Source organism: Salinicola sp. MH3R3-1, assembly GCF_001937155.1.
In the GTDB taxonomy this organism is placed as follows: Bacteria; Pseudomonadota; Gammaproteobacteria; order Pseudomonadales; family Halomonadaceae; genus Salinicola; species Salinicola halophyticus.
The window spans coordinates 1-21,886 of the sequence record NZ_MSDP01000006.1; the positions used below are offsets into that span (position 1 = coordinate 1).

The 21,886-nt window shown below is 64.1% G+C and carries 21 protein-coding genes and 1 tRNA gene; 8 read left to right on the forward strand and 14 right to left on the reverse strand.

The genetic code is table 11. The features are described from left to right. The coding region (locus tag BTW08_RS04470) for an EAL domain-containing protein (RefSeq protein WP_139313574.1) at window positions 1-801 on the forward strand (801 nt) is incomplete at its 5' end. 43 nt (window positions 802-844) lie between these two features. On the opposite strand, the gene BTW08_RS04475 is transcribed toward BTW08_RS04470, so the two are convergent. From BTW08_RS04475 to BTW08_RS04505, 7 genes are all read right to left on the reverse strand, one after another. After that, the gene (locus BTW08_RS04475; protein WP_075561333.1) at window positions 845-2,122 is read right to left on the reverse strand and encodes a cyclopropane-fatty-acyl-phospholipid synthase family protein; all 1,278 of its coding nucleotides are present in this window, start codon (window positions 2,120-2,122) and stop codon (window positions 845-847) included. Continuing rightward, window positions 2,119-2,901, reverse strand: coding sequence for a DUF1365 domain-containing protein (locus tag BTW08_RS04480; protein ID WP_075561334.1), 783 nt, complete (start codon window positions 2,899-2,901; stop codon window positions 2,119-2,121). The genes BTW08_RS04475 and BTW08_RS04480 overlap by 4 nt, the downstream gene beginning before the upstream one ends. Continuing rightward, complete coding sequence (locus tag BTW08_RS04485; RefSeq protein WP_075561335.1) at window positions 2,898-4,226, reverse strand: FAD-dependent oxidoreductase; 1,329 nt, start codon at window positions 4,224-4,226, stop codon at window positions 2,898-2,900. Before BTW08_RS04485 ends, BTW08_RS04480 begins: the two co-directional genes overlap by 4 nt. Beyond that, window positions 4,223-5,014 carry an SDR family NAD(P)-dependent oxidoreductase gene (locus tag BTW08_RS04490; protein ID WP_075561336.1) on the reverse strand — a complete coding sequence of 264 codons (792 nt, stop codon included), beginning with the start codon at window positions 5,012-5,014 and terminating at the stop codon, window positions 4,223-4,225. Before BTW08_RS04490 ends, BTW08_RS04485 begins: the two co-directional genes overlap by 4 nt. 70 nt (window positions 5,015-5,084) lie before the next feature. Beyond that, on the reverse strand, window positions 5,085-5,522 hold the full coding sequence (locus BTW08_RS04495; RefSeq protein ID WP_075561337.1) for a nuclear transport factor 2 family protein: 438 nt from the start codon (window positions 5,520-5,522) through the stop codon (window positions 5,085-5,087). Window positions 5,523-5,648: 126 nt separating this feature from the next. After that, window positions 5,649-7,139, reverse strand: a complete 1,491-nt coding sequence (gene phrB / locus BTW08_RS04500; protein ID WP_075561338.1) for a deoxyribodipyrimidine photo-lyase — start codon at window positions 7,137-7,139, stop codon at window positions 5,649-5,651. Between the two features lie 138 nt (window positions 7,140-7,277). Next, on the reverse strand, window positions 7,278-8,216 hold the full coding sequence (locus tag BTW08_RS04505) for a MerR family transcriptional regulator (RefSeq protein WP_075561339.1): 939 nt from the start codon (window positions 8,214-8,216) through the stop codon (window positions 7,278-7,280). A 628-nt stretch (window positions 8,217-8,844) separates the two neighbouring features. Here BTW08_RS04505 and BTW08_RS04510 point away from each other — a divergent pair. Beyond that, window positions 8,845-9,750, forward strand: a complete 906-nt coding sequence (locus BTW08_RS04510) for a TIGR01777 family oxidoreductase (RefSeq protein WP_075561340.1) — start codon at window positions 8,845-8,847, stop codon at window positions 9,748-9,750. Window positions 9,751-9,764: 14 nt separating this feature from the next. Here BTW08_RS04510 and rapA read toward each other — a convergent pair whose 3' ends face one another. Next, window positions 9,765-12,719 (reverse strand): RNA polymerase-associated protein RapA, encoded by a 2,955-nt coding sequence (rapA, locus tag BTW08_RS04515; protein ID WP_075561341.1) that lies wholly within the window; start codon window positions 12,717-12,719, stop codon window positions 9,765-9,767. Window positions 12,720-12,933: 214 nt separating this feature from the next. Here rapA and BTW08_RS04520 point away from each other — a divergent pair, with 214 nt between their 5' ends. After that, window positions 12,934-13,161, forward strand: a complete 228-nt coding sequence (locus BTW08_RS04520; RefSeq protein ID WP_075561342.1) for a hypothetical protein — start codon at window positions 12,934-12,936, stop codon at window positions 13,159-13,161. Window positions 13,162-13,221: 60 nt separating this feature from the next. Here BTW08_RS04520 and BTW08_RS04525 read toward each other — a convergent pair whose 3' ends face one another. The 6 genes from BTW08_RS04525 to ispB all read right to left on the reverse strand — a co-directional run bounded on the left by BTW08_RS04525 (window position 13,222) and on the right by ispB (window position 17,732). Further along, window positions 13,222-13,998 (reverse strand): hypothetical protein, encoded by a 777-nt coding sequence (locus BTW08_RS04525; protein WP_075561343.1) that lies wholly within the window; start codon window positions 13,996-13,998, stop codon window positions 13,222-13,224. 128 nt (window positions 13,999-14,126) lie between these two features. Beyond that, window positions 14,127-14,897, reverse strand: coding sequence for a molybdopterin-binding protein (locus BTW08_RS04530; RefSeq protein WP_075561344.1), 771 nt, complete (start codon window positions 14,895-14,897; stop codon window positions 14,127-14,129). Further along, the gene (locus BTW08_RS04535; protein WP_075561345.1) at window positions 14,884-15,735 is read right to left on the reverse strand and encodes a cytochrome b/b6 domain-containing protein; all 852 of its coding nucleotides are present in this window, start codon (window positions 15,733-15,735) and stop codon (window positions 14,884-14,886) included. Before BTW08_RS04535 ends, BTW08_RS04530 begins: the two co-directional genes overlap by 14 nt. Window positions 15,736-15,905: 170 nt before the next feature. Further along, window positions 15,906-16,268 (reverse strand): hypothetical protein, encoded by a 363-nt coding sequence (locus tag BTW08_RS04540; protein ID WP_075561346.1) that lies wholly within the window; start codon window positions 16,266-16,268, stop codon window positions 15,906-15,908. Window positions 16,269-16,570: 302 nt separating this feature from the next. Further along, window positions 16,571-16,647: transfer RNA gene (locus BTW08_RS04545), tRNA-Pro, on the reverse strand. Window positions 16,648-16,739: 92 nt separating this feature from the next. Further along, window positions 16,740-17,732, reverse strand: coding sequence for an octaprenyl diphosphate synthase (gene ispB / locus BTW08_RS04550; protein ID WP_075561373.1), 993 nt, complete (start codon window positions 17,730-17,732; stop codon window positions 16,740-16,742). A gap of 364 nt (window positions 17,733-18,096) precedes the next feature. Here ispB and rplU point away from each other — a divergent pair, with 364 nt between their 5' ends. The 5 genes from rplU (at window position 18,097) to rpsT (ending at window position 21,791) form a co-directional block, all read left to right on the forward strand. Then, on the forward strand, window positions 18,097-18,408 hold the full coding sequence (gene rplU / locus BTW08_RS04555) for a 50S ribosomal protein L21 (RefSeq protein ID WP_075561347.1): 312 nt from the start codon (window positions 18,097-18,099) through the stop codon (window positions 18,406-18,408). Between the two features lie 32 nt (window positions 18,409-18,440). Further along, the gene (gene rpmA, locus BTW08_RS04560) at window positions 18,441-18,698 is read left to right on the forward strand and encodes a 50S ribosomal protein L27 (RefSeq protein ID WP_075561348.1); all 258 of its coding nucleotides are present in this window, start codon (window positions 18,441-18,443) and stop codon (window positions 18,696-18,698) included. 135 nt (window positions 18,699-18,833) lie between these two features. Continuing rightward, a complete protein-coding gene (obgE, locus tag BTW08_RS04565; RefSeq protein ID WP_075561349.1) occupies window positions 18,834-20,027 on the forward strand; it encodes a GTPase ObgE in 1,194 nt (397 codons plus the stop codon). A gap of 90 nt (window positions 20,028-20,117) precedes the next feature. After that, on the forward strand, window positions 20,118-21,254 hold the full coding sequence (gene proB, locus BTW08_RS04570) for a glutamate 5-kinase (protein ID WP_075561350.1): 1,137 nt from the start codon (window positions 20,118-20,120) through the stop codon (window positions 21,252-21,254). Window positions 21,255-21,524: 270 nt separating this feature from the next. Further along, a complete protein-coding gene (gene rpsT / locus BTW08_RS04575) occupies window positions 21,525-21,791 on the forward strand; it encodes a 30S ribosomal protein S20 (protein ID WP_075561351.1) in 267 nt (88 codons plus the stop codon). Window positions 21,792-21,886: the final 95 nt, after the last annotated feature.

The window sequence follows — 21,886 nt, forward strand, 5'->3', positions numbered from 1 at the left end:
GACCGCCAACTGATCATTCTCAACGATCTACGCCAGGCTCTGGCTCAGGGCTCGCAGTTGGAAGTCTATTATCAGACCCAGCATCGTCTCGATGACGGCGGCATGGTGGGTATGGAAGCCCTGCTGCGCTGGCATCATCCCGAGCATGGCATGATTCCGCCCAGCGAATTCATCCCGTTGGCGGAACGCCATGGATTGATGTCGGCGCTGGGGAGCTGGGTCATCGACCAGGCCGTGGCGCAGTTGGCAGCCTGGCGAGGCCAGGGGCTCGACGTGCTACCCATCTGGGTCAATCTCTCGGCGCTGCAGCTGATTCAGGGCGACCTGGAATCCCACCTGATCTCGACACTGAATCAGTACCGGGTGCCGACGCGGCTGCTGGGTCTGGAGTTGACCGAATCGGTGCTGCTCGACGAGCGCGCCGGCGATATCTCTCCGCGACTGGAATCCCTGCGGAGCAGGGGGCTGCAGATCGCGATCGACGATTTCGGTACCGGTTACTCGTCGATGGCCTATCTCAAGCGTCTGCCGATCGACAAGCTCAAGCTCGATCGGGAATTCATCCGTGCCCTGCCGCACGACCCCGCCGATGCGGCGATCACTTCCGCGGTACTGGCGATGGCGCAGGGTCTGCATCTGGATGTCATCGCCGAAGGCGTAGAGACCATCGAGCAACGCGACTTCCTGCTGGCGAGAGGGTGTCGCCACGTACAGGGCTACCTTTATGCCCGGCCGGAGCCGGCCGGTGAAGTGGAGATACGGCTGCGACAGGCGGTGGAGAGCGTCTACTCCCACTCCTGACCGCGCAATCGCAACCAAAAGCGATCTCGCGCGTGAGCCGCGATCACACGCTGCCGATCAGTGGCGCGGGGCGAGCGCCGGGCTTGGCCAGCAACAGATGGCAGGTGCCGATCGCGCGTTCCAGAAAGGCGCCCTCGCAGTAGCAGAGATAGTAGCGCCACATACGAATGAAGCGTTCATCGTAGCCAAGCTCTCGCACTTGATCGAGACTGGCTTCGAAACGCAGACGCCATTCGCGCAGCGTGCGCGCATAGTGCAGACCGATTTCGTCGAGATCGAGCAGATTGAGCTGGGTATGTCGACTCAGCCCGGCGAGCAGCGCGGTATGGGAAGGCAGAAAGCCGCCGGGGAAGATGTAGCGTTTGATGAAATCCATCTCGCGTTTGGCCGCTTCGAAGCGCTGATCGCGAATGGTGATGCACTGAAGCAGTGCCAGGCCATCGGGCGTCAGTAGCCGATCGACGCAGCCCAGATAGGTGCCCAGATACTGATGGCCAACCGCCTCGACCATCTCGATCGACACCAGCCGATCGAAACGACCTTCGAGATTGCGGTAATCGTCCCTGAGTAGCGTGATGCGATCCTCGAGCCCGGCTTCGCGCACACGGGCCGCGGTGTAGGCGTACTGCTCTTCCGAGATGGTCGTGGTGGTCACGCGGCAACCTCGAGTCCTCGCGGCATGAATCGCCAGTCCTCCCCAGCCGGTACCGATCTCCAGCAAATGGTGATGCGGTTCCAGCGCGAGCTTGTCGAGAATGATGTCGAGCTTGTGCGTCGAGGCTTCTTCCAGCGTGGCCTCGGCGTGGGGAAACACCGCGCTCGAATACATCCAGTGTCGGCGATCCAGAAACGTGGCGAACAGCTCGTTGCCCAGATCATAGTGCGCGGCGATGTGGCGTTTCGAACGCTGCGCGGTGTTGCGCTGTAGCGTGTAGAGGGCGGCCAGCCCCCAGCGGCTGAGCCGGGCGGTGCCGTTTTCCATGCGGTCGTTGACCCGTTCGACGTTGCGCGCGAAGAGACGAATCAGCCCGACCAGATCGTCGACTTCCCAGGCACCATCCATGTAGGCCTCGGCAACGCCCACGGTGCCGCCGAAGGCCAGGCGGCGCCACATGTCGGCATCATGGACGGTGAGTTCGACATGAATCGGCGGCGCATCGGGCATCGGCTGGCCCAGCTCGAGGACCTGGTTTCCCTCGCGCAGTGTCAGGCGGCCGCCTTCCAGGGCGTCGAGTGCCTTGATCAGGCGGGGGCGAAGCCAGCGCGACAGGCGTGGCGATTCCAGGGGCCCTCGAGTGGCCGAAGAGCGGGCGGCTGTCATGATGAGGGCGTCTCCCGTTCTGGGTGGTCGTGAATCGGGGTGCGCTTGAGCCAGAGTCTGAGCGCTTGCCAGTGAATGGTGACGATGGTCTTGAGCGTCATGGCGGGATGCTTGATCAGCTCTGCCATCAGCGCGGCGCGAGTCGCCGGCTTGAGCGTCAGGGTCAGCGTGGCATCGAAGTGGCGTGCGTCCTCGTGCCACGTCTCCATGTGCATCATCAACTGACCGTCCGGCGTGTGGAAACGCGGCGTATTGAATCGCCAGTGATAGCGCATCTCCATCGGATTGAACGGCGACACATGCAGACGCTTGTCGAAGGCTGCCCGTTGGGAGTGCCGTTCGGGATCGACCCGGCAGGCATAGACCTGACGCTCGCGCCATGGCGTATTGGTGACTTCGGCCAGCACGGCCTGCAGCCTGTCCTGTCGATCGTAGGCGTAATAGAGCGTCAACGGGTTGAACAGTATCCCGAACAGCCGGATCTGGCTCAGCATCCGAACCGGGCCGTCCGGCGCGCTGCCCAGCTCTTCCGTCAGGCGCGCACGCACGGCGTCGGCCAGCGGCAGCTCATGGGGCGTCAGATAGTCCTCGCGGCGGTAGCGGGCCAGGGCGCCGCGGCGGGTGCCGAAGCCCGGCGTCCGAGCCAGCAGCGCCGGCAGCTCATCGAGATCCAGCCACAGCATCCACACGCGATAGTCGAAGGCGTGCCAGCGCGGCAGATAGCGGCGATGACGCAGGTGGCCCACGGCGAGCCGGCTATGGAGGCAGGAATCGCTCATGCCGTCTCGTCCTGGCGCTCGGCCGTCTCCGATGGGTTAGCCGCCGTCGCCTGCGGCTGGCTGCCGTCGATGGCATCGGCCACGCGCAGCGCGCTCCACACGCCGTCTTCATGAAAGCCATTGCGCCAGTAGGCGCCGCAGAAGTGGGTGCGCCGGGCGCTGTCGGATATTTCACCGTGGCGAGCCTGCGCCTGCTGCGCGGCAAAGGTGAACTGGGGATGCGCGTATTCGAATCGTCCCAGCACGCGGCCGGGGTCGATGCTGTCGTCATCGTTGAGCGTCACGCAGAAGGTGGTGTCGCTTTCAAGCTGCTGGAGAATGTTCATGTTGTAGGTAACCGGTACGCAGGCGTCGGCGTCGCGGCCGTCAAGACGATAGTTCCAGCTGGCCCAGGCGCGCCGTCTTCTCGGCAGCATGCGAGTGTCGGTATGCAGTACCACGCTGTTGCGCCGATAGCCGATCGACCCCAGCACGCTTCGCTCGGCCTCGCTGGCCTGCGTTCCGAGGATGCGCAGGGCTTGGTCGCTGTGGCAGGCGAACACCACCTGATTGAACCGCTGTTCCCCGGCAGCCGTTGTGAGTGCCACACCAGCGCCATCACGGCGAAGGCCGACGACCGGCGTGCCGAGATGAACGCGCTCACGGTAGGGCGCGACTAGCGGGTCGATATAGCTGCGGGAGCCGCCCTCGATGGTGCGCCATTGCGGACGATCGCTCAGCGACAGCAGGCCATGGTGATGAAAGAAGCGGACGAAGAACCGCGCCGGGAAATCGTTCATGACGGCTTCGCTGGCGGACCAGATCGCCCCGCCCATGGGTAGCAGATAGCGACGATGGAAATCCTCGCCGTAGCCGCCGCTGGCCAGGTAATCGCCCAGCGACAGTGAGGCCGGCAGGGCATCGGATCGATGATCGCGGATGGCGCGGCGGTTGAAACGCATGATGTCGTTGAGCAGGCGATAGAAGCGCGGGCGCAACAGGTTGCTACGCTGGGCAAACAGACTGGCTAGCGTATGGCCGTTGTACTCGAAGTCGCGGCCGGTCTCGTGAACCGAAAAGCTCATCTCGGTCGCCTGGCCCGTTATCCCCAGCGACGCCATCAGCGCCTCAAAGTGCGGATAGGTACGATCGTTGTAGACGATGAAGCCGGTGTCGATCGCGAGCTGCTCGGTTCCGGTGTCGACATCGATGGTTGCCGTATGACCACCCAGGCGTGAGTCGGCCTCGAACAGGGACACCGTGTGTCGACGAGACAGCATGTGCGCTGCGGTCATCCCGGCGATGCCGCCGCCGATCACCGCGATTCGCTGAGCCGGCGGTGTCATGACGAGGCTCCGGCGCGATCCCGGTTGGCGATGCGCAGTCCGAGGCGCCGGCGCAGGGCTGGCGGCAGAATGCCCAGCGCCTTGACCAGAAAGGTAAACCGGCGCGGGAAATGGATGTCGAGTCGGCGCCGCTCGAGGCCATCGATGATGTAGTTGGCGGCTTGATCGGCGTCGATCTGCATCGGCATCGCGAAATCGTTGCGCGCCGTCAGCGGGGTCTTGACGAAGCCCGGATGGATCACGCTGACATCGATCGACTCGGCGGCGAGATCGAGCCGCAGCGATTCCAGGAAATGCGAGATGGCGGCCTTGGAGGCTCCGTACGCCTCCGCTCGCGGCAACGGCAGGTAGGCGGCTGCGCTCGAGACCCCCGCCAGCAGCGGGCGATGCTCTCGGTCCCTGGACTGGCGCAGCAGGGGCAGTGCCGCCTCGATGGCGTGGAGCGTACCCCGGAAGTTGGTCGAAAACACCCGCTCGACCAGATCGACATCGAAGTGATCGATATCCAGGTACTCGCAGGTGCCGGCGTTGAGCAGCGCGATATCGAGACCGCCGAAAGCGTTGTCGATGGCGTTGCCGGCGCGGCGGGTGGCATCGCGATCGGTAAGATCGGCCGGTACGACCAGCGCATTGTCATGACCGGCCGCCAGCGCCTGCAAGGCCTCCTCTCGGCGCGCCGTCAGGGCGACCTGGTGTCCGTCGGCCAGCAGACGCTTGGCCAGTGCTTCGCCGATACCCGATGTCGCTCCCGTCAGCCAGATACGCCGCGATCCCGATAGACTCGCCATGATTGATCCTCTTCCCTTGGAAAACGCGACGACGCTGCCGACGGCCGGTCTCGATGGTCGAAAGGGACGACTACAGGCGCTTCTTGACGCCCCGGATCATCCAGCCCAACAGCGGTACCCGTTCATACAGCATGGCGCCGACATCGAAGTAGTCACGGTGACGGCAGACACGATGACCTCGCCACTGCAGCCGGGAACACCCGGCCACGTTGACGGTACGGCCGCCATCCAACCTTGGATGCGTCAGGTGCATGGTCCAGGTCAGAAAGCTGGTATTGCCGACCGTCTGACGGTCATGAAAATCGAAATGGCAGTGCTGTACGCCATCCATCAGTTCGGCGTAGTAGCTCATGACGCGATCGCGGCCGACGTGATGGTGTAGAGGGTCGGTGAAGTCCACGTCGTCGCTGTAGCACTCGGCCAGTGCCGGCAGTTCGCTCGTCGTCAACGGCTGAAACCGGGCACAGAAATGCGTGACCGAATCGATGCTGGGAACTTCGGCTGTCATCGCGGTAGCCTCCCGGGTCATGGGCAAGGATTAAGGATGGAACCCCAGGCAGGCGCCGCAGCCAGGCGTGGCACCGCGACCAGGCGCTCGCGGCACGGCCAGTGCGGTCAGCAGGCGCGGGGCAGGTCAGCCCAGGCTCTTGAATGCCTCCAGGGCACGCTCCCTGGCACGGCGATGATCGACGATCGCCTGGGGATAGCCGGTCTGTCGGCGCTGATCCGGGCTGGGCTGATGTCGGGACTTGACCGGGAGTTCGGCCAGTTCCGGCAGCCAGCGAGTGATGAATTCGGCGTCCGGATCGAAGCGGCGGGACTGGGTGGTCGGGTTGAAGATCCGGAAATAGGGGGCTGCGTCGGTACCGGTCGACGCCGCCCACTGCCAGCCGCCGTTGTTCGAGGCGAAGTCTCCGTCGACCAGATGCTGCATGAAAAAGGCCTCGCCACGACGCCAGTCGAGCAGCAGGTGCTTGCTCAGGAACATGGCGGTGACCATGCGCAGCCGGTTGTGCATCCAGCCGGTGGCGACCAGCTGGCGCATGGCGGCGTCGACCAGCGGAAAACCGGTGCGGCCTTGGCACCAGGCGTCGAACTCCTTGTCGCTGTAGCGCCAGCTCAACTTGTCGGTCTCGGGTTTGAACGGCCGGTAACGACAGACGCGGGGAAAGCCCACGGCGATATGCTGATAGAACTCGCGCCATACCAGCTCGTTGGTCCAGCTCGTGAGCCCTGCATCGCCATCGCCGAGATGACCGCCGTTGTTCGCCATGACCGCTTGCAGGCACTGGCGATACGAGATCATGCCGGCCGAGAGATAGGCCGACAGTTCGCTGGTACCGGCGAGGGCGGGGAAGTCGCGGTCGTTATCGTATCGACGCGCCCGCTGCTGCAGAAATCGCGCCAGCCGATCGGCGGCGGCCTCCTGGCCAACCGGCCAGCTTGGACCGTCGTCCGATGAAGACTCGGTTTTTCGAGAGGACCCGGTGTTTCGAGAGGGCTCGGTCGGAACGATCTCGGAGCGATCCTGATTAGGTAGGTCAGGAATATTGTCGCCGGAGATGTCCGGCCTGGTCTGACGGGAAGGCGTTTCACGCAGCGCCAGCTGTTCGCCGCCGACGCGCTGGTGCCAGGCTTTGGCAAAGGGCGTGAAAACCTTGTAGTAGTCGTCCTGTCCGGTGAGCAGCTCGCCGGGCTCGAATGCGATGTGATCGGTATAGTCGAACACTGCGAGGTTCGCTCGGGCGAACTCCGCCGCGACCTTTTCGTCGCGAGAGCGTTCGTCCAGCGGATATTCGCGGTTGAAGTGCAGCGCCTGCGCGTCGACATCGCGGGCCGCTTTCAGCAGCGCCTTCGGCGCGGCCTCGAAGTCGCCGATGTCACGGTAGAGCAGCGGAATGCCGAGCTCGGCCAACTCCCCCTGTAGCGCCACGACGCCGCGATGCAGAAACGAGATCTTGTTGGCGCCGTGACCATGACCACGCCACTGGCTTCGACAGGCAAGGAAAATGCCGATCACCGGTCCTTTTTCGGCCGCCGCGCTCAGCGCGGAGTGATCGAGCGTCCTGAGGTCGTTGCGAAACCACACGAGTTGAGTGGATGACGCCGGGTGCTTGGCTGCCATGGAAACGTCCCTGTTGCCGATGAGTAAACGACGCGTCCCTGCGTCAAAGTCGGTGTGCCCGTTCCGCGGCTAGTCGCGACCCTCATTCTCGACTCGCGCCGGGAAAACCCGTGCTGCGAGGCCTCGGGGTCGGCGCCATCACCTCATGGGGGCAACGGGATTGGCCGCCGCGTCGATAACCGAACGCATTCGGCTCAGAGCCTGGCCCATGTCCTCGCCCAGGATGGCGACCGGGGTGTTCTCGAAATCGGTGGCGCGGATGCGAGCCACGGGCCCCACCAGACAGACCGGCACTTCGCTCTGCTCCGCCAGTCGCGGAAGCTGTCGACGGATCACGTCGCTGCGCTCGGCATGGCTACTGGCAAGCAGCAGCGCCTTGATTCCCAGGCGTTCGGTAGCCAGTGGCAACTCGCTCAACGGCATGTCGCCATCGATCAGTTGAACCCGATAGCCCGCCGCCGAGGCCGCCAGACCCATCAGCATGGCCCAGAAGCCGCTGCTGTCGTCGGGGAGCCGGGCAACCAGGATCTCGCCGGCGTTGCTGACCTGATTGGTGTGATAGACCCGCGTGCCGATCCGGGTGCGCAGAAATGACTCCAGCACTCGCCGTTGCAGCGTGGCGCCGAACTGATCGCCCCAACGCTCCTCGAGCTGCGAGACAACGGGTTGCCACAGTTCCGCAATGCACAGGCTGACCGGGTAGAGCGACAGACTCTGATTGAACAGGACTTCCAAGCGGCCGGTGTCGAGCGACTCGACCGCCTGGATCAGATGCTGGCGTTGACTGGCCCAGTCCCCCATCTGCGGGGCGGGCGTCTCGACCGCTTCCGGCTGTTCGATCAGTTCGCGGACCTGACTGACCGGTACGCCGCGATTGAGCCATTGCAGAATGCGCTCGACACGTTCGATGTCGTCGCGGCCATAGAGGCGGTGACCCTTGGGCGTGCGCTGGGGCCGGATGAGGCCGTAGCGGCGCTCCCAGGCACGAAGTGTGACGGAATTGACGCCAGTGAGTCGCGATACTTCACGAATCGGGTAGAGCGGCGCGGCACTGGAATCCATAGCCGTGTTAGTCATGCAAGTCCTCCTGCGAGGTCTCTGCGTGCGCCGTCTCGTCGAATGGGATGGTCATATCATTGCTGCGAGTCATTGTCATGAGTTTCGAAATTGTCAGCAGTGGCTGGCGGCGATCGATTGCCCGAGCCTGTCCCGAAGTCCTATCGGCGTTGCTTGCGCATCGCAGCGTATGATCCAGGGACTCAAGTCATGGGCTCAAGGGCGACCGAGTCGATAGCACTCGATCCCGAAACAATGACTTCGACGAGTCGTGACGAGACGATGACGACTGTCTCGATGAGTTCAGAATGGGGCAATATATTGTACGGTTCAAGCAATCTGTACAATTTTTATATCCCGTGCCGGTCACGGTCGTTCATGCTGTGGGTCAGGTTCGGCGATGTCGACCAGCCGCGAAGAGCCGCGGAGGTACCTCGATTCGGGTGATGCCGTGGGCCGCTCGCGGGCGTTACTGGCCAGCAGGATCGTGGCATGCTGCTTCCTGCAGAGGTAACCGGACCTGCCATGACCGAGGGCGCGCCCAGGACGTGGAGAGCCTGGGCCGCGAAAGGTTCGACCGGCGACTATGCTGCGATAGGCCGTTGCAGAGATAAATTGTACAACACGAGTATAACGGAGGGTATCGATCATGCGTCTATTGATCACGGGCGGTACGGGATTCGTGGGGCGGCGGCTGGTCGAGCGCGCGTTGGTCGCGGGCCACGAGGTGATGGTGGTCTCCCGGGATCCGGAGCGGGCAGCCCAGAAGCTGCCTCACAACGTCCGCATCGGTGACGACGCCACGGACTTCGCCGACGCGTTGCCGGAGGCCATCGTCAATCTGGCTGGCGAACCGATCGCCGACCGGCGCTGGAGCGATCCCCAGAAGACCCGGCTGGTCGAGTCACGCCGTCATGCAACCCGAGACGTGGTCGCGTTGTGCGAACAGCTGGCGCAGCGCGATCAGGCGCCACGCGTACTGGTCTCCGGTTCGGCCATGGGCTATTACGGCGATCAGGGGGATCACGATGTCACCGAGCAGACGCCGCCCCACGACGAGTTCGCCCACCGGCTGTGTCAGGCCTGGGAGCGGGAAGCGCTCAAGGCCGAGGCGTTCGGCGTGCGCGTCGCCTGCCTGCGAACCGGACTGGTGCTGGACGCGGGTGGTGGCACCCTGGCCAAGATGATGCCGGCGTTCAAGCTGGGGGTGGGCGGCCGCCTGGGAGATGGACATCAGTACATGCCGTGGATTCACCGCGAGGATCTGGTCGGCGCGATCGAATTCCTGCTCGAGGAAGAGAGCCTGAGCGGCGCGTTCAATGGGTCGGCGCCGCAGCCCGTGACCAACGCCGAATTCACGCAGGCGATGGGCCGCCATCTGCATCGTCCGACGCCGTTTCGTGTGCCCGCACCGCTGCTGAAGCTCGGTCTGGGGGAGATGTCCCGCCTGCTGTTGACCGGGGCCTGCATGCGCCCCGAGCGGTTACAGCAAGCCGGCTTTACCTTTCGCTATCCCACGTTGGACGCGGCGCTGGCGGCGATCGTCTCGCGCTGACGCCCGCCGTCTCTCTAGCGGGCGTCCTTGTCGACGGTCACGATCACCCGTACCGCATCGAGTCGCAGCGCGGCGCCTTCGATGGCGATGTCCAGAGCATGGCGCTCATCGCTCAGCGCCTGCAGCTCGTCATCGCGAATCGCGCCATTGTGGCGGGCCAGCGCCTTGAGCCGGGAGTGTTCGAGATCGAGCGTCTCGCGCATCTGCTGCTGGGCGCGCTCGATCAGCGTCGGCAGCTCGCGCTGGGCTTCCTGCTCGCCCTGCTTGAGCAGCTCCCGCAGCTGATCGTGGCGGGACTTGAGCAGCTCCCGCGAAACGCCTTTCTTGACCCGCTGAAGGTTGCGTGACAGGCCGCTGAAGGTGACCTTGTCGGACAGATTGGCCCCGCTCTCGTCGAGCAGCACCCGCACCCCGGTATCCGGCAGGAAGCGACCCAGCTGCAGGCGTTTCGGCGCCGGGCAGTGGGTCCGGAAAATCAGCTCCAGCATCAGGCGGCCGCCGGGGATGCTCGGGTGCTTGAGCAGGGCGAGTGCCGTGTTGCCCAGGCTCGAGTCCAGCACCCGTTCCATCACCGTGGTGATCAGCGGATGCTCCCACGACAGGCGCTGGATATCGTCCCGGGCCAGGGCTCGGGTGCGCGAGTAGGTCACGGTGTACCCTTCGTCACCCTGGGCCAGCCCCGGCAGGCTGTCGATCATGTGTGCGCCGGGCGACAGGTGGATCTGGCCGTTGCCCAGCTCGCGGCTATCGACCCCGAACACATCCAGCGCCTGATCGACGTAGCGGGGCAGGGCGCTGTCGTTGTCCTGCTCCACGATTGCGCTGATCACCGCGTCGGCCCGCTCGGGGCGGCAGGCGTTCCACTCCAGCAGGCGATTTCGGCCCGCTTCGCGTTCGGCCAGACGGGCATCGTTGAAGGTGCGAGTCTCGCTGATGAGCGTGTCGAGGCTGCCGTTTGCCGTGGCACCATCGTCGTCCAGGCTCTCCCGCAGGGCGTCGCCGAAGGCCGCCAGCACGTCACCCCCTGCCGCGTGCGGCGCCTCGAATGCCGCAAGACCTTTGTGATACCAACGCAGCAGCGTCGCGCCGGGACTCTTCTCGATCACCGGCACGTGAATATCGATCGGATGCAGCTGACCGATCCGGTCGAGGCGTCCGATACGCTGTTCGAGCAGATCGGGGTGCCACGGCAGATCGAACATCACCAGATGGTGGCAGAACTGGAAGTTGCGCCCCTCGGAGCCGATCTCGGAGCAGATCAGTACCTGGCAACCGCCGTCGTCGTCGGCGAACGCGGCGGCGGCGCGATCCCGTTCGACCAGACTCATCTCTTCATGGAAGACCGGAGCCTGGAGGCCGGCACGCACGCGTAGCGCCTCGGCCAGATCCACGGCGGTCTGACGCCAGTGGGCGATCACCAGCGTTTTCTGCTGGCTGCCGAGAGTCTCGAGCTGGCCGATCAGCCAGTCGACGCGCGGGTCGAATCGCCACCACGGCGTGTCATGCTGGATAGCGGCATCGTGCAGGGCACGGTAGGCCGCCTCGGGATAGAGTCGGGCGTCGTGGGTGCTCAGTTCGGCGGCGGTCAGCCGAGCGGCGAAGTGGTCGTTTCCTTCGCGCAGCTCCGCGAACTGGTCGCGATAGGCCGCCGGCATCGCCAGCGTGGTGGTATGCAGATGACGTTCGGGAAAGCCGCCGACATGGCGCCGGCTGTTGCGGAACATGACCCGGCCGGTGCCGTGACGATCCAGCAGCTGTTCGCGCAGCTGGCGGCGTACGCTATCGCGCTGCGCGGCGTCGCTTTCCGGATCCAGCAGGGTGTCGAGCAGCGCCAGGCTGTCGCTGTCGTCGATAAGCGCGGCGAGACGCTGGCGATCGGCATCCTCGCCGGGCAGCCGCTCCAGCGCTTCGACCGCTTCGGCGACCGCGGTATAGCCATTTTCTTCCTCGCGGAAGCGTTCGAGGTCGTGATAGCGATCGGGGTCGAGCAGGCGCAGCCGGGCGAAGTGGCTCTCCAGCCCCATCTGTTCTGGGGTCGCCGTCAACAGCAGCAGCCCCGCGATTCGACGCGACAGCCGCTCGATGCAGGCGTAGCCGGGGCCTTCCGCCTGCGGCGTCCAGTCGAGATGATGCGCCTCGTCGACGATCAGCAGGTCCCACTGGCAGCTTTCCGCCTGACGCTGGCGCTGCGGATTGGCGAACAGCCACTGCTGGCTGGCCAGGATGCACTGGCCCGTCTCGAAAGGGTTCTCCTCGTCGAAAGATTCGCTCTGGGCCTCGTCCAGCAGCGTGACCGACAGCGAGAAGCGGCGCAGCAGCTCGATCAGCCATTGGTGTGTCAGGCTGGCGGGGACCAGAATCAGCGCTCGGCTGGCACGTCCGGTCAGCAGCAGGCGATGCAGGATCAGCCCGGCTTCGATGGTCTTGCCCAGGCCGACCTCGTCGGCCAGCAGCACGCGCGGGGCATGGCGTCGGGAGACTTCGTCGGCAATGTAGAGCTGGTGAGGGATCAGGTCGATGCGCGGCCCTGCCAGCCCCAGCGCGGGGCTGCGTGCAATGCGCTGATGGTGGTGCAGCGAGCGATAGCGCAGTTCGAACCAGTCGTTGCGATCGACCTGGCCGGTCAGCAGGCGATCCTGAGCCTGATGAAAGCGCATGCTGTCGGAGAGCTTGGCCTCGTTGAGCGAGACCGGCTCGCCGGCATCGGTATGGCCGTGATAGATCACGCAGCCGTCGCGCTCCTCGACTCGCTCGACGGTCAACTGATCACCGTCGGCGGTATCGATACGATCACCGGGGCCGAAGACCACGCGGGTCAGCGGGGACTGGCGGGCGCTGTAGGTACGGGTTTCCTGGCTGGCGCTGAACAGCACGGTGACGCTGCGCGTATCGGCGGTGAGAATGGTGCCAAGCCCGAGCTCGGTTTCGCCGTCGCTGATCCATCGCTGGCCGGGAGAGAATTCGCTCATGATGCCTCGGTGGTGTGTACGCTGCGGGAACGGATCGAATGGGCGAGGCATTCTAGCGTAAACCGCGTGCCGCCTTAAGCGTTGAACGGTTCAGCGTGCTGTGGGATGGGCGTTACACTGCGCCGACGAGCCGCTGGACGAACCTCTGGGGTAGACTCGTTGCAGGCGTCGCGGATGGGGGCGCGGTAGTCGAAACACGTCACGAGGAGAGATTATGGCGGGGGCAGCGCCGAGAGACGGTCTGCGTCGAATCGCGATCGGCAGTCAGGCGGTGGGGTTCATCCTGATCATTACGCTGGAGACGGTGATGGGCGACGATGCCAGGCCATGGCAGGGCGTGACGCTCGCTGCCATGCTGGCCACGGCCGCTTGCCTGGCGCTGATGCGACGCTATCGACGCAACAGAAAACGCCGCCAGCGCGAGGCGCATGACGACGTTTGAGGCACGCCGGTCGGCAATCGTGACGGAGCCGGCCGGCGATGATGCTAGAGCGGTCGACCTTTACATCGGCGGAATGGTGCCGTCACGACCCACGATCACTGCCTTGGCCTGAATCGGATCCTGATCGATGTCGCCGGCAACGAATACCGCGGCGCCTTTCTCGAGATCGTCCTTCGACCCTTTGCTGACCTTCACGGTGGGCACGTCGCTGGGTACGCGGATCTGCTTGCTGCCATCGCCGTAGTCGACGGTCAGCGTCATCATGCCGTCCTCGTCGGCGGCGTTGTCCACGGTGCCGTTGGTCATGGTCGAACCGCTGGAGGCGCCGCCCATCTTGCCGCCGGTATCGCCGCTCTTGGCGTCGCTGGCATCGGTGGCGCTGACGGTGCCGTTGGTCATGGTCGAACCACTACCGCTACCGCCGAGTTTTTCGCCCCCTGAGCCGCCCTGGGTGGCGCCGCGCGGCATGTCCCACGGATAATCGCCCTCTCCGGTCCCCTTCATGGAGTCCGGGAAGATCACCATTTCCAGCGCCTTGGCGGGTTGCCCATCTTCGCCGGGCATGTTGGCCGTACCGATGAATGTGCCTTTCTCGATCTCGTCGAGGCTACTCTCGCTGACGGCGGCGAGCCGGGTGTTGTCGCCGATCGTCACTCGATGGCTGCTGCCGTCGGTGGTCGATTCGACCGTGAAGCCGTCGTCGCTGACTTCGGTGATGGTGCCGCGCAGGTTCTTGGGCATGTCCTGAGCTGCCAGGGCGCTGGTCGCGAGGCAGCCGATGGTGAGGCCGAGCAGCGCCTGACGAAGCGTACGGATGGCGTGTTGTGTGACTGGCATGAAGGTTACTCCTGATGAGTGCGAGGGGCTGATACCCAACTTAAGTTTTCTGAGAGCCCCGACCATTTGAGTTCAGTTCATCGTGACGGATTGTCAAGCGTAGTGATGGTGCCAGTGGCAGCCGCCGGCTATATCCCGGCATACCAGGTGTAGCCGCGATCTTCCCAGTAACCGCCTTTACCGCCGGCGATATCGTCGAAATCGGTGACCAGCGTGATGGCGGAGAGATATTTCGCCATCTTGTAGCCCAGCTGGCGCTCGGCGCGAAGCCGCAGCGGCGCGCCGTTGGCGATCGGCAGTGGCGCATCGTTGAGCGAGTAGGCGAGGATCGTCTGCGGATGACGCGCTTCGCTCAGATCCAGACTCTCGTAGTAGTAGTCTTCGCCGCCCAGCTGATCCATGCAGTGGAACACCACATAGCGCGCCTCGGGTTTCACGCCCGCCCGCTCGAGCAGGTCGGCCAGCACCGGACCGCGCCACTGGCCGATGGCACTCCAGCCTTCGACGCAGTCATGGCGGGTGATCTGGGTTCTGGCCGGCATCGCCTGCAGCTCGGCGAGCGACAATGACAGGGGCTCATCGACCAGTCCGCCGATCTCCAGGCGCCAGTCACGAAACTGGCCGGCGGCAAGCTGGCGATAGCGAGAGGCCTGCGGGTCGGTGGAGCCGTTGGGGCGGAAAGTCTTGTCGATCATCGATGGCGGATATTCCGGCGCCAGACCTCGTTCGCCGGCCAGGAAGCGCTGAGCGCGCAGATTGAGACGTTCGGCCAGATCCAGCGTTTTCACGACCTGATCGTTCCGGGACAGCCGGTCGCAACCGGCCAATCCCAGCGTTGCGACGCCAAGCGCCGCGCGTTGCAGGAAGAGTCTGCGGCCAGCGGCATCATGGCGTTTCATGCTGGGTGCTCCCTTGGCTTTCGGCAGGCGTCACGTCGCGTCTACCGCCGGTCAGCATGTCGCGCACCTGCCGTAACGGCCCGCTCAGCAACACCATCAGAAGATGAACGATCACGAACAGCACCAGCGAACCGGCGACGATGAAGTGAATCGAGCGCGCACTCTGGCGACCGCCGAACAGATCGAGTAGCCACGGCGCCGCCGCGTTGAAGGTGGGCGACATGCACAGGCCGGTCAGAATCATGACGGGCAATGCTACGAATAGCACGCCCAGATAGCTGAGCTTCTGCAAGCCGTTGTAGCCGCCATGACCGGTGTGAAAGCGCAGCCGTAGATGATCGAGAATGTCGCGACCCAGGCCGCGCCATTGGGATGCGGGTAGCCACAGATCGCGTTTCAGATGACCGCTGAACAGCGCATACAGCGCGAACAGTGCGCCGGCGCCGGCAAACAGCCAGGCAAAGAAAAAATGCCAGAGTCGCCCCATGGTCAGAAACTGATAGCTCGGCAAGGTGATCCAGCCGGGGAACCCGCGCACGCTGGCGTTATCGTCGCTGCCGGAGTAGCCCAGGATGCCGGTGGTATCGAAAACCCAGGGCCCCAGCGCGGTCTGGCCCTTTATGTCGCCCTCGGCGCCGCGAATGGCGTACATCTCCAGCCACGGATCGTCAAAATTCGAAGCGCTACCCCAGTAGAGTGCCGGGTGTGCGTTGAAGATCTGCAAGCCGCTCATCAGCAGCACGATCAGGCACCAGAGATTGACCCAGTGCCAGAGACGCACGGGAAGTCGATGGCGACGTTCGCGGCGCGGCCTGATCCGTGCAGTGGAGTTGGTCATGAGCCCGTGTCCTTGGCGGCAGTGGCGGTGGAACCTGCCAGTCATTGTGGCATTGATGCGCCGCCTCGATGGCGCGGCCCGTAGACTTGTACGTCGATAATCCGGTACTGGATGCCGGCGTTGTCTCGAGGCGGGGGATCGCCGATCTTTTCGCCGTCTTTTCGCCGTCTTTATTGGGATTCGAGTACCGCCGAGCACTGGTCGAGCGTCTTGTCCAGTGCGGGCGGGCGGCTGGCTTCACTATCGCCGGGGTCATGTTCGCGCTTCATTTCGCGCACCTCTGCGGCGGTGAAGCGAGCCTGCAGAGCGGTAGTGACGCATTCGCAGTAGCGTTCGACCTTAGGGCCTTCGATTCCGCTGGCGGCCATGTTGGCGTGACATTGGGCCTGAGTCGATTCGACGGCTTCCGCCGACCACGGTGGCGGCGCCTCGTCATCCTGGGCGCCGGCCCGTACGGTGCCGAGGATTAACAGGAGTATGGCGCAGAGCGCGACGGTGACTGCGGCAGTGGGCGAGCGAGACCATCTCGACATGGCTTTTCTCCTGAGGGGCGGGCCCGCGGCGGGCGTTCCGGCAGTCGCTCGCCCGCGGCTGCCGGATCCATAGCGGCGCTGCTGGCTTCAAAGGCACTGCTCTGCTTCGGCGCACTATTTCTTTCGATTCCAAGCACTACCTCTTTCGATTCCAGGCAGCATCTCTTTCAATTCTAGAAAGTACGCCGGTGATTGCCATCAGTCTTAAGTGGGACTCAGGCTCGCGCCGAGCGCATCGAGCCGTGTTCGAGCATAAAAAAACGCCCGCCAGGCAGAGCCTGAACGGACGTTTTTCAATGCGGTGGTCGGAATAGCAGGATTCGAACCTACGACCTCTGCCTCCCGAAGGCAGCGCTCTACCAAGCTGAGCTATATTCCGATCTGATCGTCGATGCGTAGCCGTTGAGGCCAGCTCGACGGGGGTGAATTATACTCATCAAAGGGCGCGGTGCAAGCCCGATCTCACGCCTTTTAAACGTCGCGCTCCACGGCCACTCGCGTCAGCGTCTCCATGCTCTCGCGGTAGGCGCTTGGTGCCAGAACCTGAAGCTGCGTCCGAGCCTTCTCGGCCATCTCTTCCGCGCGCTGCTGGGTGTACTCGAGCGCGCCGGTTTCCCGCACGATGGCCAGTACGTCATCCAGCCGTTCGAGCCCCCCATCGGTGATCGCCTGGCGAATCAGCGCGGCCTGCTCCGGGGAGCCGTTGCGCATGGCGTGGATTAGCGGCAGCGTCGGCTTGCCTTCGGCCAGATCGTCGCCAACGTTCTTGCCCATGGTTTCGGCATCGCCCTGATAGTCGAGCAGGTCGTCGATCAGCTGGAAGGCGAGGCCCAGGTAGCGGCCGTAAAGCTGTAGCGCCTGCTCCTGTTCGGCGGTGGCGCCAGCGAGAATCGCGCCGCTGTGGGAGGCCGCCTCGAACAGCATCGCGGTCTTGCCCTGGATGGTGTCGAAGTAGTCCGATTCCGAGATGTCGGCGTTGCCGATATTGGTCAGCTGCTGGACTTCGCCTTCGGCGATGACGCAGGTGGCGCCGGAGAGCACCTGCATGACCCGCATCGAACCGACCTCGACCATCATCTGGAACGATCGTGAGTAGAGGAAGTCGCCGACTAGCACCGACGGGGCATTGCCCCAGGTGTCGTTGGCCGTGGCCTTGCCGCGGCGGCGGCTGGATTCGTCGACGACATCGTCATGCAGCAGCGTGGAGGTGTGCATGAACTCGATCAACGTCGCCAGGGCGATGTGTTTGTCGCCGGCGTCGTTGCTGTCTCCGGGATAACCGAGCGCCCGCGCGGCCAGCAGGACCAGCAAAGGACGCAGCCGCTTGCCACCGCTTTCGATGATGTATTGGCCGATGGTCTCGACCAGGGGAATTCGCGACGCCAGTTGATCGAGGATCGTACGATTGACGGCGGCGAAGTCCTCAGCCACCGATGCATGTATGGATGCAGCGTTGGATTGCATGGTCGGCTTGTCAAAGAATCGGATGGGGCTTGAGTAGGGCCGCTCGACGCTGACCATGGGCCGGGACCCGGTGGCCGAGAGAGGCGATGTGAGGGCTATGCTAGGTGGCGCCCACAGGTGCGTCAACCGACGAGAGCCGGGGCGTGCCGAGCCATGCACGCCGCCGCGCCCCGGGGCGGCGGGCGACGGTCGGCAAAGACTTGCCTGGAGCCAGCGTAGTCGTTATAATCCGCCGCCCAACTCGTCATGCTCCCTGTCAGATGGTTGCCGGAAGGGGCACCACTCGCCGCAGGTCGATGAAAGAGCGCTCAGTATCGATGAGTTTGGACCGATGAGCCTTGGCTCGAAAAGCCCGGAGAATGTTATGTACGCTATTATCAAGAGCGGCGGTAAGCAGTACCGCGTGCAGGAAGGTCAGACACTCAAGCTCGAGAAGCTCGAAGTGCCGACCGGCGACACCCTGGAGTTCGACCAGGTGCTGCTGGTTGCCGACGGCGACGACATCTCAGTCGGTGCGCCGCTGCTGAGTGGCGCCAAGGTGGCTGCGGAAATCGTCTCCCACGGTCGTGGTGACAAGGTGCAGATCATCAAGTTCCGTCGCCGGAAGCATCACATGAAGCGTCAGGGCCACCGTCAGTGGTTCACTGAAGTCAAGATCACCGGAATCTCCGCTTAAGCGGAACATTCCCCCAGAGAGAGGGTTTCTCCATGGCTCATAAGAAGGCTGCCGGTAGTACTCGTAACGGTCGCGATTCCGAATCCAAACGCCTTGGTGTCAAGCTGTACGGTGGACAGAAAGCGATCGCCGGCAACATCATCGTTCGCCAGCGTGGCACTCGGTTCCATGCAGGAACCGGCGTCGGTATCGGCAAGGACCATACCCTGTTTGCACTGAATGACGGCGTCATCAAGTTCGAGCAGAAAGGCCCGAAGAACCGCAAGTTCGTGAGCGTAGTCTCCGCCTGAGACGTCACGAACCTTGTATGAAAGCCCCGCTCAGGCGGGGTTTTTTCGTTTTTGCACCAGTACTTTTGCAGCAGTGCTTTTGCAGTAGTGCTTTGCAGCATCCACGCGTGCGGCGCCCGCCGCCGGGAGAGTGACATGCAGTTCGTCGATGAAACCTCGATCACCGTCGAAGCCGGCAGGGGCGGCAACGGTTGTCTCAGCTTCCGGCGTGAGAAGTACGTGCCCAAGGGCGGCCCCGACGGTGGCGACGGCGGCCATGGCGGCAACGTCTACCTGATCGGCGACGAGTCGCTGAACACGCTGATCGACTTCAAGTTTCAGCGCTTCTACAAGGCTGATAGCGGCCAGCAAGGCCAGGGCCGTCAGATGAGCGGCAGGGCCGGCGACGATCTGCACGTCAAGGTGCCGGTAGGGACCACGGTGATCGACGAGGAGACGCTCGAGGTGATCGCCGATGTCACCGCCGAAGGGCAGGTGGTGCTGGTCGCCCAGGGTGGACGCCGCGGGCTGGGCAACATCCACTTCAAATCCTCGACCAACCGTGCGCCCCGTCGGACCACTTCGGGCACCGATGGCGAGCGGCGCAAGCTGCGCCTGGAAATGAAGGTAATGGCCGATGTCGGGCTGCTGGGCATGCCCAATGCGGGCAAGTCGACGCTGATCCGCGCGGTTTCCGCCGCCAAGCCGAAAGTCGCCAACTATCCGTTCACCACGCTGGTGCCCAACCTCGGGGTGGTCAAGCTGGGTACCCACGAGCACTTCGTGATGGCGGACGTACCCGGCCTGATCGAAGGTGCCTCCGACGGCGCCGGCCTCGGCTTGCGCTTTCTCAAGCACCTGACCCGCACGCGACTGCTGCTACACGTCGTCGATGCGGCGCCCTTCGACGAATCCGATCCGGTGGCGGCCGTCGAGGCGATCGCCCAGGAACTGGAGCAGTTCTCGCACACGCTGGCGGAACTGCCGCGGTGGCTGGTGATCAACAAGCTCGACCTGTTGCCTCAGGAGGAGCGCGAGGCGCGCGTCGCGGAGATCGTCTCGCGGCTCGATTGGCAGGGGCCTGTCTTTCAGATTTCGGCCATTTCCAGCGACGGCACCGATGAACTGGTGCAGTCGGCGCATCGCTGGCTGACCGAGCAGCGCCAGCTGGAAAACGAGGACGAAGAGGCCGCCGAACGCGAGCGCGAGATGCGTCGTCGCATGGAAGCCGAGTCGGTGGAGCGGGTGGAAGCGCATCAGACTCGGCTGCGCGTCAAGCGTGGCGAAGTGGCGGAAGAGATCGACGATGACGACGACGATCATGATGTCGAGATCGAATACACGCGCTGACGGCGGCGGGTTGATTGCCGTATCGAACGCGTTGGCAATGTGTTGGGCCGGGAGAATTCATACCCGGCCGGCTCCCGGGCGGAGGCGAGGATGACGGCGGATCGGCAGGTGGGGCGAGCGGTGCTAAAAGGCGCAAAGCGGGTCGTAGTCAAGATCGGTAGCGCCTTGCTGACCAATGACGGTCGCGGGCTCGATGAGTCGGCGATCGGCGGCTGGGTCGATCAGATGGCCGAGTTGCACCGGCGCGGGGTCGAAGTGGTGCTGGTCTCGTCCGGCTCCATCGCCGAGGGCATGGTGCGACTGGGCTGGCACACGCGACCGACCGCCGTACACGAGCTTCAGGCAGCGGCGGCCGTCGGCCAGAGCGGGCTGTCGCAATGCTACGAGACGCACTTTGCCCGCCACGGCCTGCGTAGCGCGCAGGTCCTGCTGACGCACGACGACCTTTCCAACCGCAAGCGCTATCTCAATGCGCGTTCGGCACTGCGGACGCTGGTGCAGCTCGACGTGATTCCGGTGATCAACGAAAACGATACCGTGGTCACCGACGAGATCCGCTTCGGCGACAACGATACGCTCGGCGCGCTGGTCGCCAATCTGCTCGAAGCCGATGCGCTGCTGATTCTGACCGACCAGGAAGGGCTGTTCGACGCCGATCCGCGGCAGAACCCCCAGGCTCGCCTGATCGGCGAAGGTCAGGCCGACGACCCCGTGCTGGATGCCGTGGCCGGCGGCGGCGGGGTGCTGGGTCGCGGCGGCATGGCGACCAAGCTGCGCGCGGCGCGGCTCGCGGCGCGTTCCGGCGCGGTCACGGCGATCGCCAGCGGGCGTCAGCCTCGCGTGCTGGCGCGGCTGCTCGAGGGCGAGTCGCTGGGTACCGTGCTGTCTCCCGATCACGCGCCGCTGGCGGCGCGCAAGCGCTGGCTCGCCGGCCAGCTGCAGGTGCGCGGCACGCTGACGCTGGATGCCGGCGCGATCAACGTGCTGCGATCCCAGGGGTCCAGTCTGCTGCCGGTCGGCGTCAAGCAGGTGCAAGGCGCTTTCCGGCGCGGCGACATGGTGGTCTGCGTGGATGAGCGCGGCACCCGCGTGGCCAAGGGGCTGGTCAACTATTCGAGTGCCGATGCGGTCCAGCTGATCGGGCAGCCGAGCCAGCGCATCGCCGAGATACTGGGCTACATGGAAGCGCCGGAGCTGATCCACCGCGACAACCTGGTCGTGATCTGAGTTCGAATCGATCATAGGCAGAGCGCGAGAGCCCATGGGGAGTTGGCGCTGGTATCGTGCCATGGCCTTGTGATAGACTCCCGCATCCTCTCAGACATGGCCCGTTTAAGACTGCCTGAACCGCAGTCGAAAGTGGCTCCGAAACGTTTCGTTTTCGGGTGTCGCTGAACATTCGGCCGAATCATTCAGGGTTGGCCTGAAGCGGTTTCGAGGCTGGCCTGGGTGATTTAACTTACAGAATTGACTGCCCATATCTCCAAGGAGGCGACGGTGGCGAATACCAAGCAGGCGCGTAAGCGCGCACGTCAGGCGGAAGAGCGCCGCCAGCACAACGCAAGTCAGCGTTCGATGGTGCGGACCTACATCAAGCGCGTGATCAAGGCCATTCAGGCTGGCGATCAGACGCAGGCGAACAGCGAATTCAAGGCCGCTCAGCCGGTCATCGATCGCATCGCCGACAAGGACGCCATGTCCAAGAAGAAGGCTGCGCGCATCAAGAGTCGCTTGAACAAGCGAATCAAGGCGCTGGCTGCCTAAGCCGGACGCGCTTGACGAGAAACCGGCTTCGGCCGGTTTTTTTGTATCTGCTCTTTCTGACGGCTTCTCAATGAGCGACCAGTACGGACCTGCAG

Bases quoted from the DNA above. Each gene is read 5' to 3' on its own strand.
- rapA (WP_075561341.1), bottom strand. From the start codon at position 12,719: ATGAGCGAATTCTCTCCCGGCCAGCGATGGATCAGCGACGGCGAAACC.
- BTW08_RS04485 (WP_075561335.1), bottom strand. From the start codon at position 4,226: ATGACACCGCCGGCTCAGCGAATCGCGGTGATCGGCGGCGGCATCGCC.
- BTW08_RS04480 (WP_075561334.1), bottom strand. From the start codon at position 2,901: ATGAGCGATTCCTGCCTCCATAGCCGGCTCGCCGTGGGCCACCTGCGT.
- ispB (WP_075561373.1), bottom strand. From the start codon at position 17,732: ATGCAATCCAACGCTGCATCCATACATGCATCGGTGGCTGAGGACTTC.
- proB (WP_075561350.1), top strand. From the start codon at position 20,118: ATGACGGCGGATCGGCAGGTGGGGCGAGCGGTGCTAAAAGGCGCAAAG.
- phrB (WP_075561338.1), bottom strand. From the start codon at position 7,139: ATGGCAGCCAAGCACCCGGCGTCATCCACTCAACTCGTGTGGTTTCGC.
- BTW08_RS04540 (WP_075561346.1), bottom strand. From the start codon at position 16,268: ATGTCGAGATGGTCTCGCTCGCCCACTGCCGCAGTCACCGTCGCGCTC.
- rpmA (WP_075561348.1), top strand. From the start codon at position 18,441: ATGGCTCATAAGAAGGCTGCCGGTAGTACTCGTAACGGTCGCGATTCC.
- BTW08_RS04475 (WP_075561333.1), bottom strand. From the start codon at position 2,122: ATGACAGCCGCCCGCTCTTCGGCCACTCGAGGGCCCCTGGAATCGCCA.
- BTW08_RS04535 (WP_075561345.1), bottom strand. From the start codon at position 15,735: ATGACCAACTCCACTGCACGGATCAGGCCGCGCCGCGAACGTCGCCAT.
- BTW08_RS04510 (WP_075561340.1), top strand. From the start codon at position 8,845: ATGCGTCTATTGATCACGGGCGGTACGGGATTCGTGGGGCGGCGGCTG.
- BTW08_RS04520 (WP_075561342.1), top strand. From the start codon at position 12,934: ATGGCGGGGGCAGCGCCGAGAGACGGTCTGCGTCGAATCGCGATCGGC.
- BTW08_RS04525 (WP_075561343.1), bottom strand. From the start codon at position 13,998: ATGCCAGTCACACAACACGCCATCCGTACGCTTCGTCAGGCGCTGCTC.
- BTW08_RS04490 (WP_075561336.1), bottom strand. From the start codon at position 5,014: ATGGCGAGTCTATCGGGATCGCGGCGTATCTGGCTGACGGGAGCGACA.
- obgE (WP_075561349.1), top strand. From the start codon at position 18,834: ATGCAGTTCGTCGATGAAACCTCGATCACCGTCGAAGCCGGCAGGGGC.
- rplU (WP_075561347.1), top strand. From the start codon at position 18,097: ATGTACGCTATTATCAAGAGCGGCGGTAAGCAGTACCGCGTGCAGGAA.
- BTW08_RS04495 (WP_075561337.1), bottom strand. From the start codon at position 5,522: ATGACAGCCGAAGTTCCCAGCATCGATTCGGTCACGCATTTCTGTGCC.
- BTW08_RS04505 (WP_075561339.1), bottom strand. From the start codon at position 8,216: ATGACTAACACGGCTATGGATTCCAGTGCCGCGCCGCTCTACCCGATT.
- BTW08_RS04530 (WP_075561344.1), bottom strand. From the start codon at position 14,897: ATGAAACGCCATGATGCCGCTGGCCGCAGACTCTTCCTGCAACGCGCG.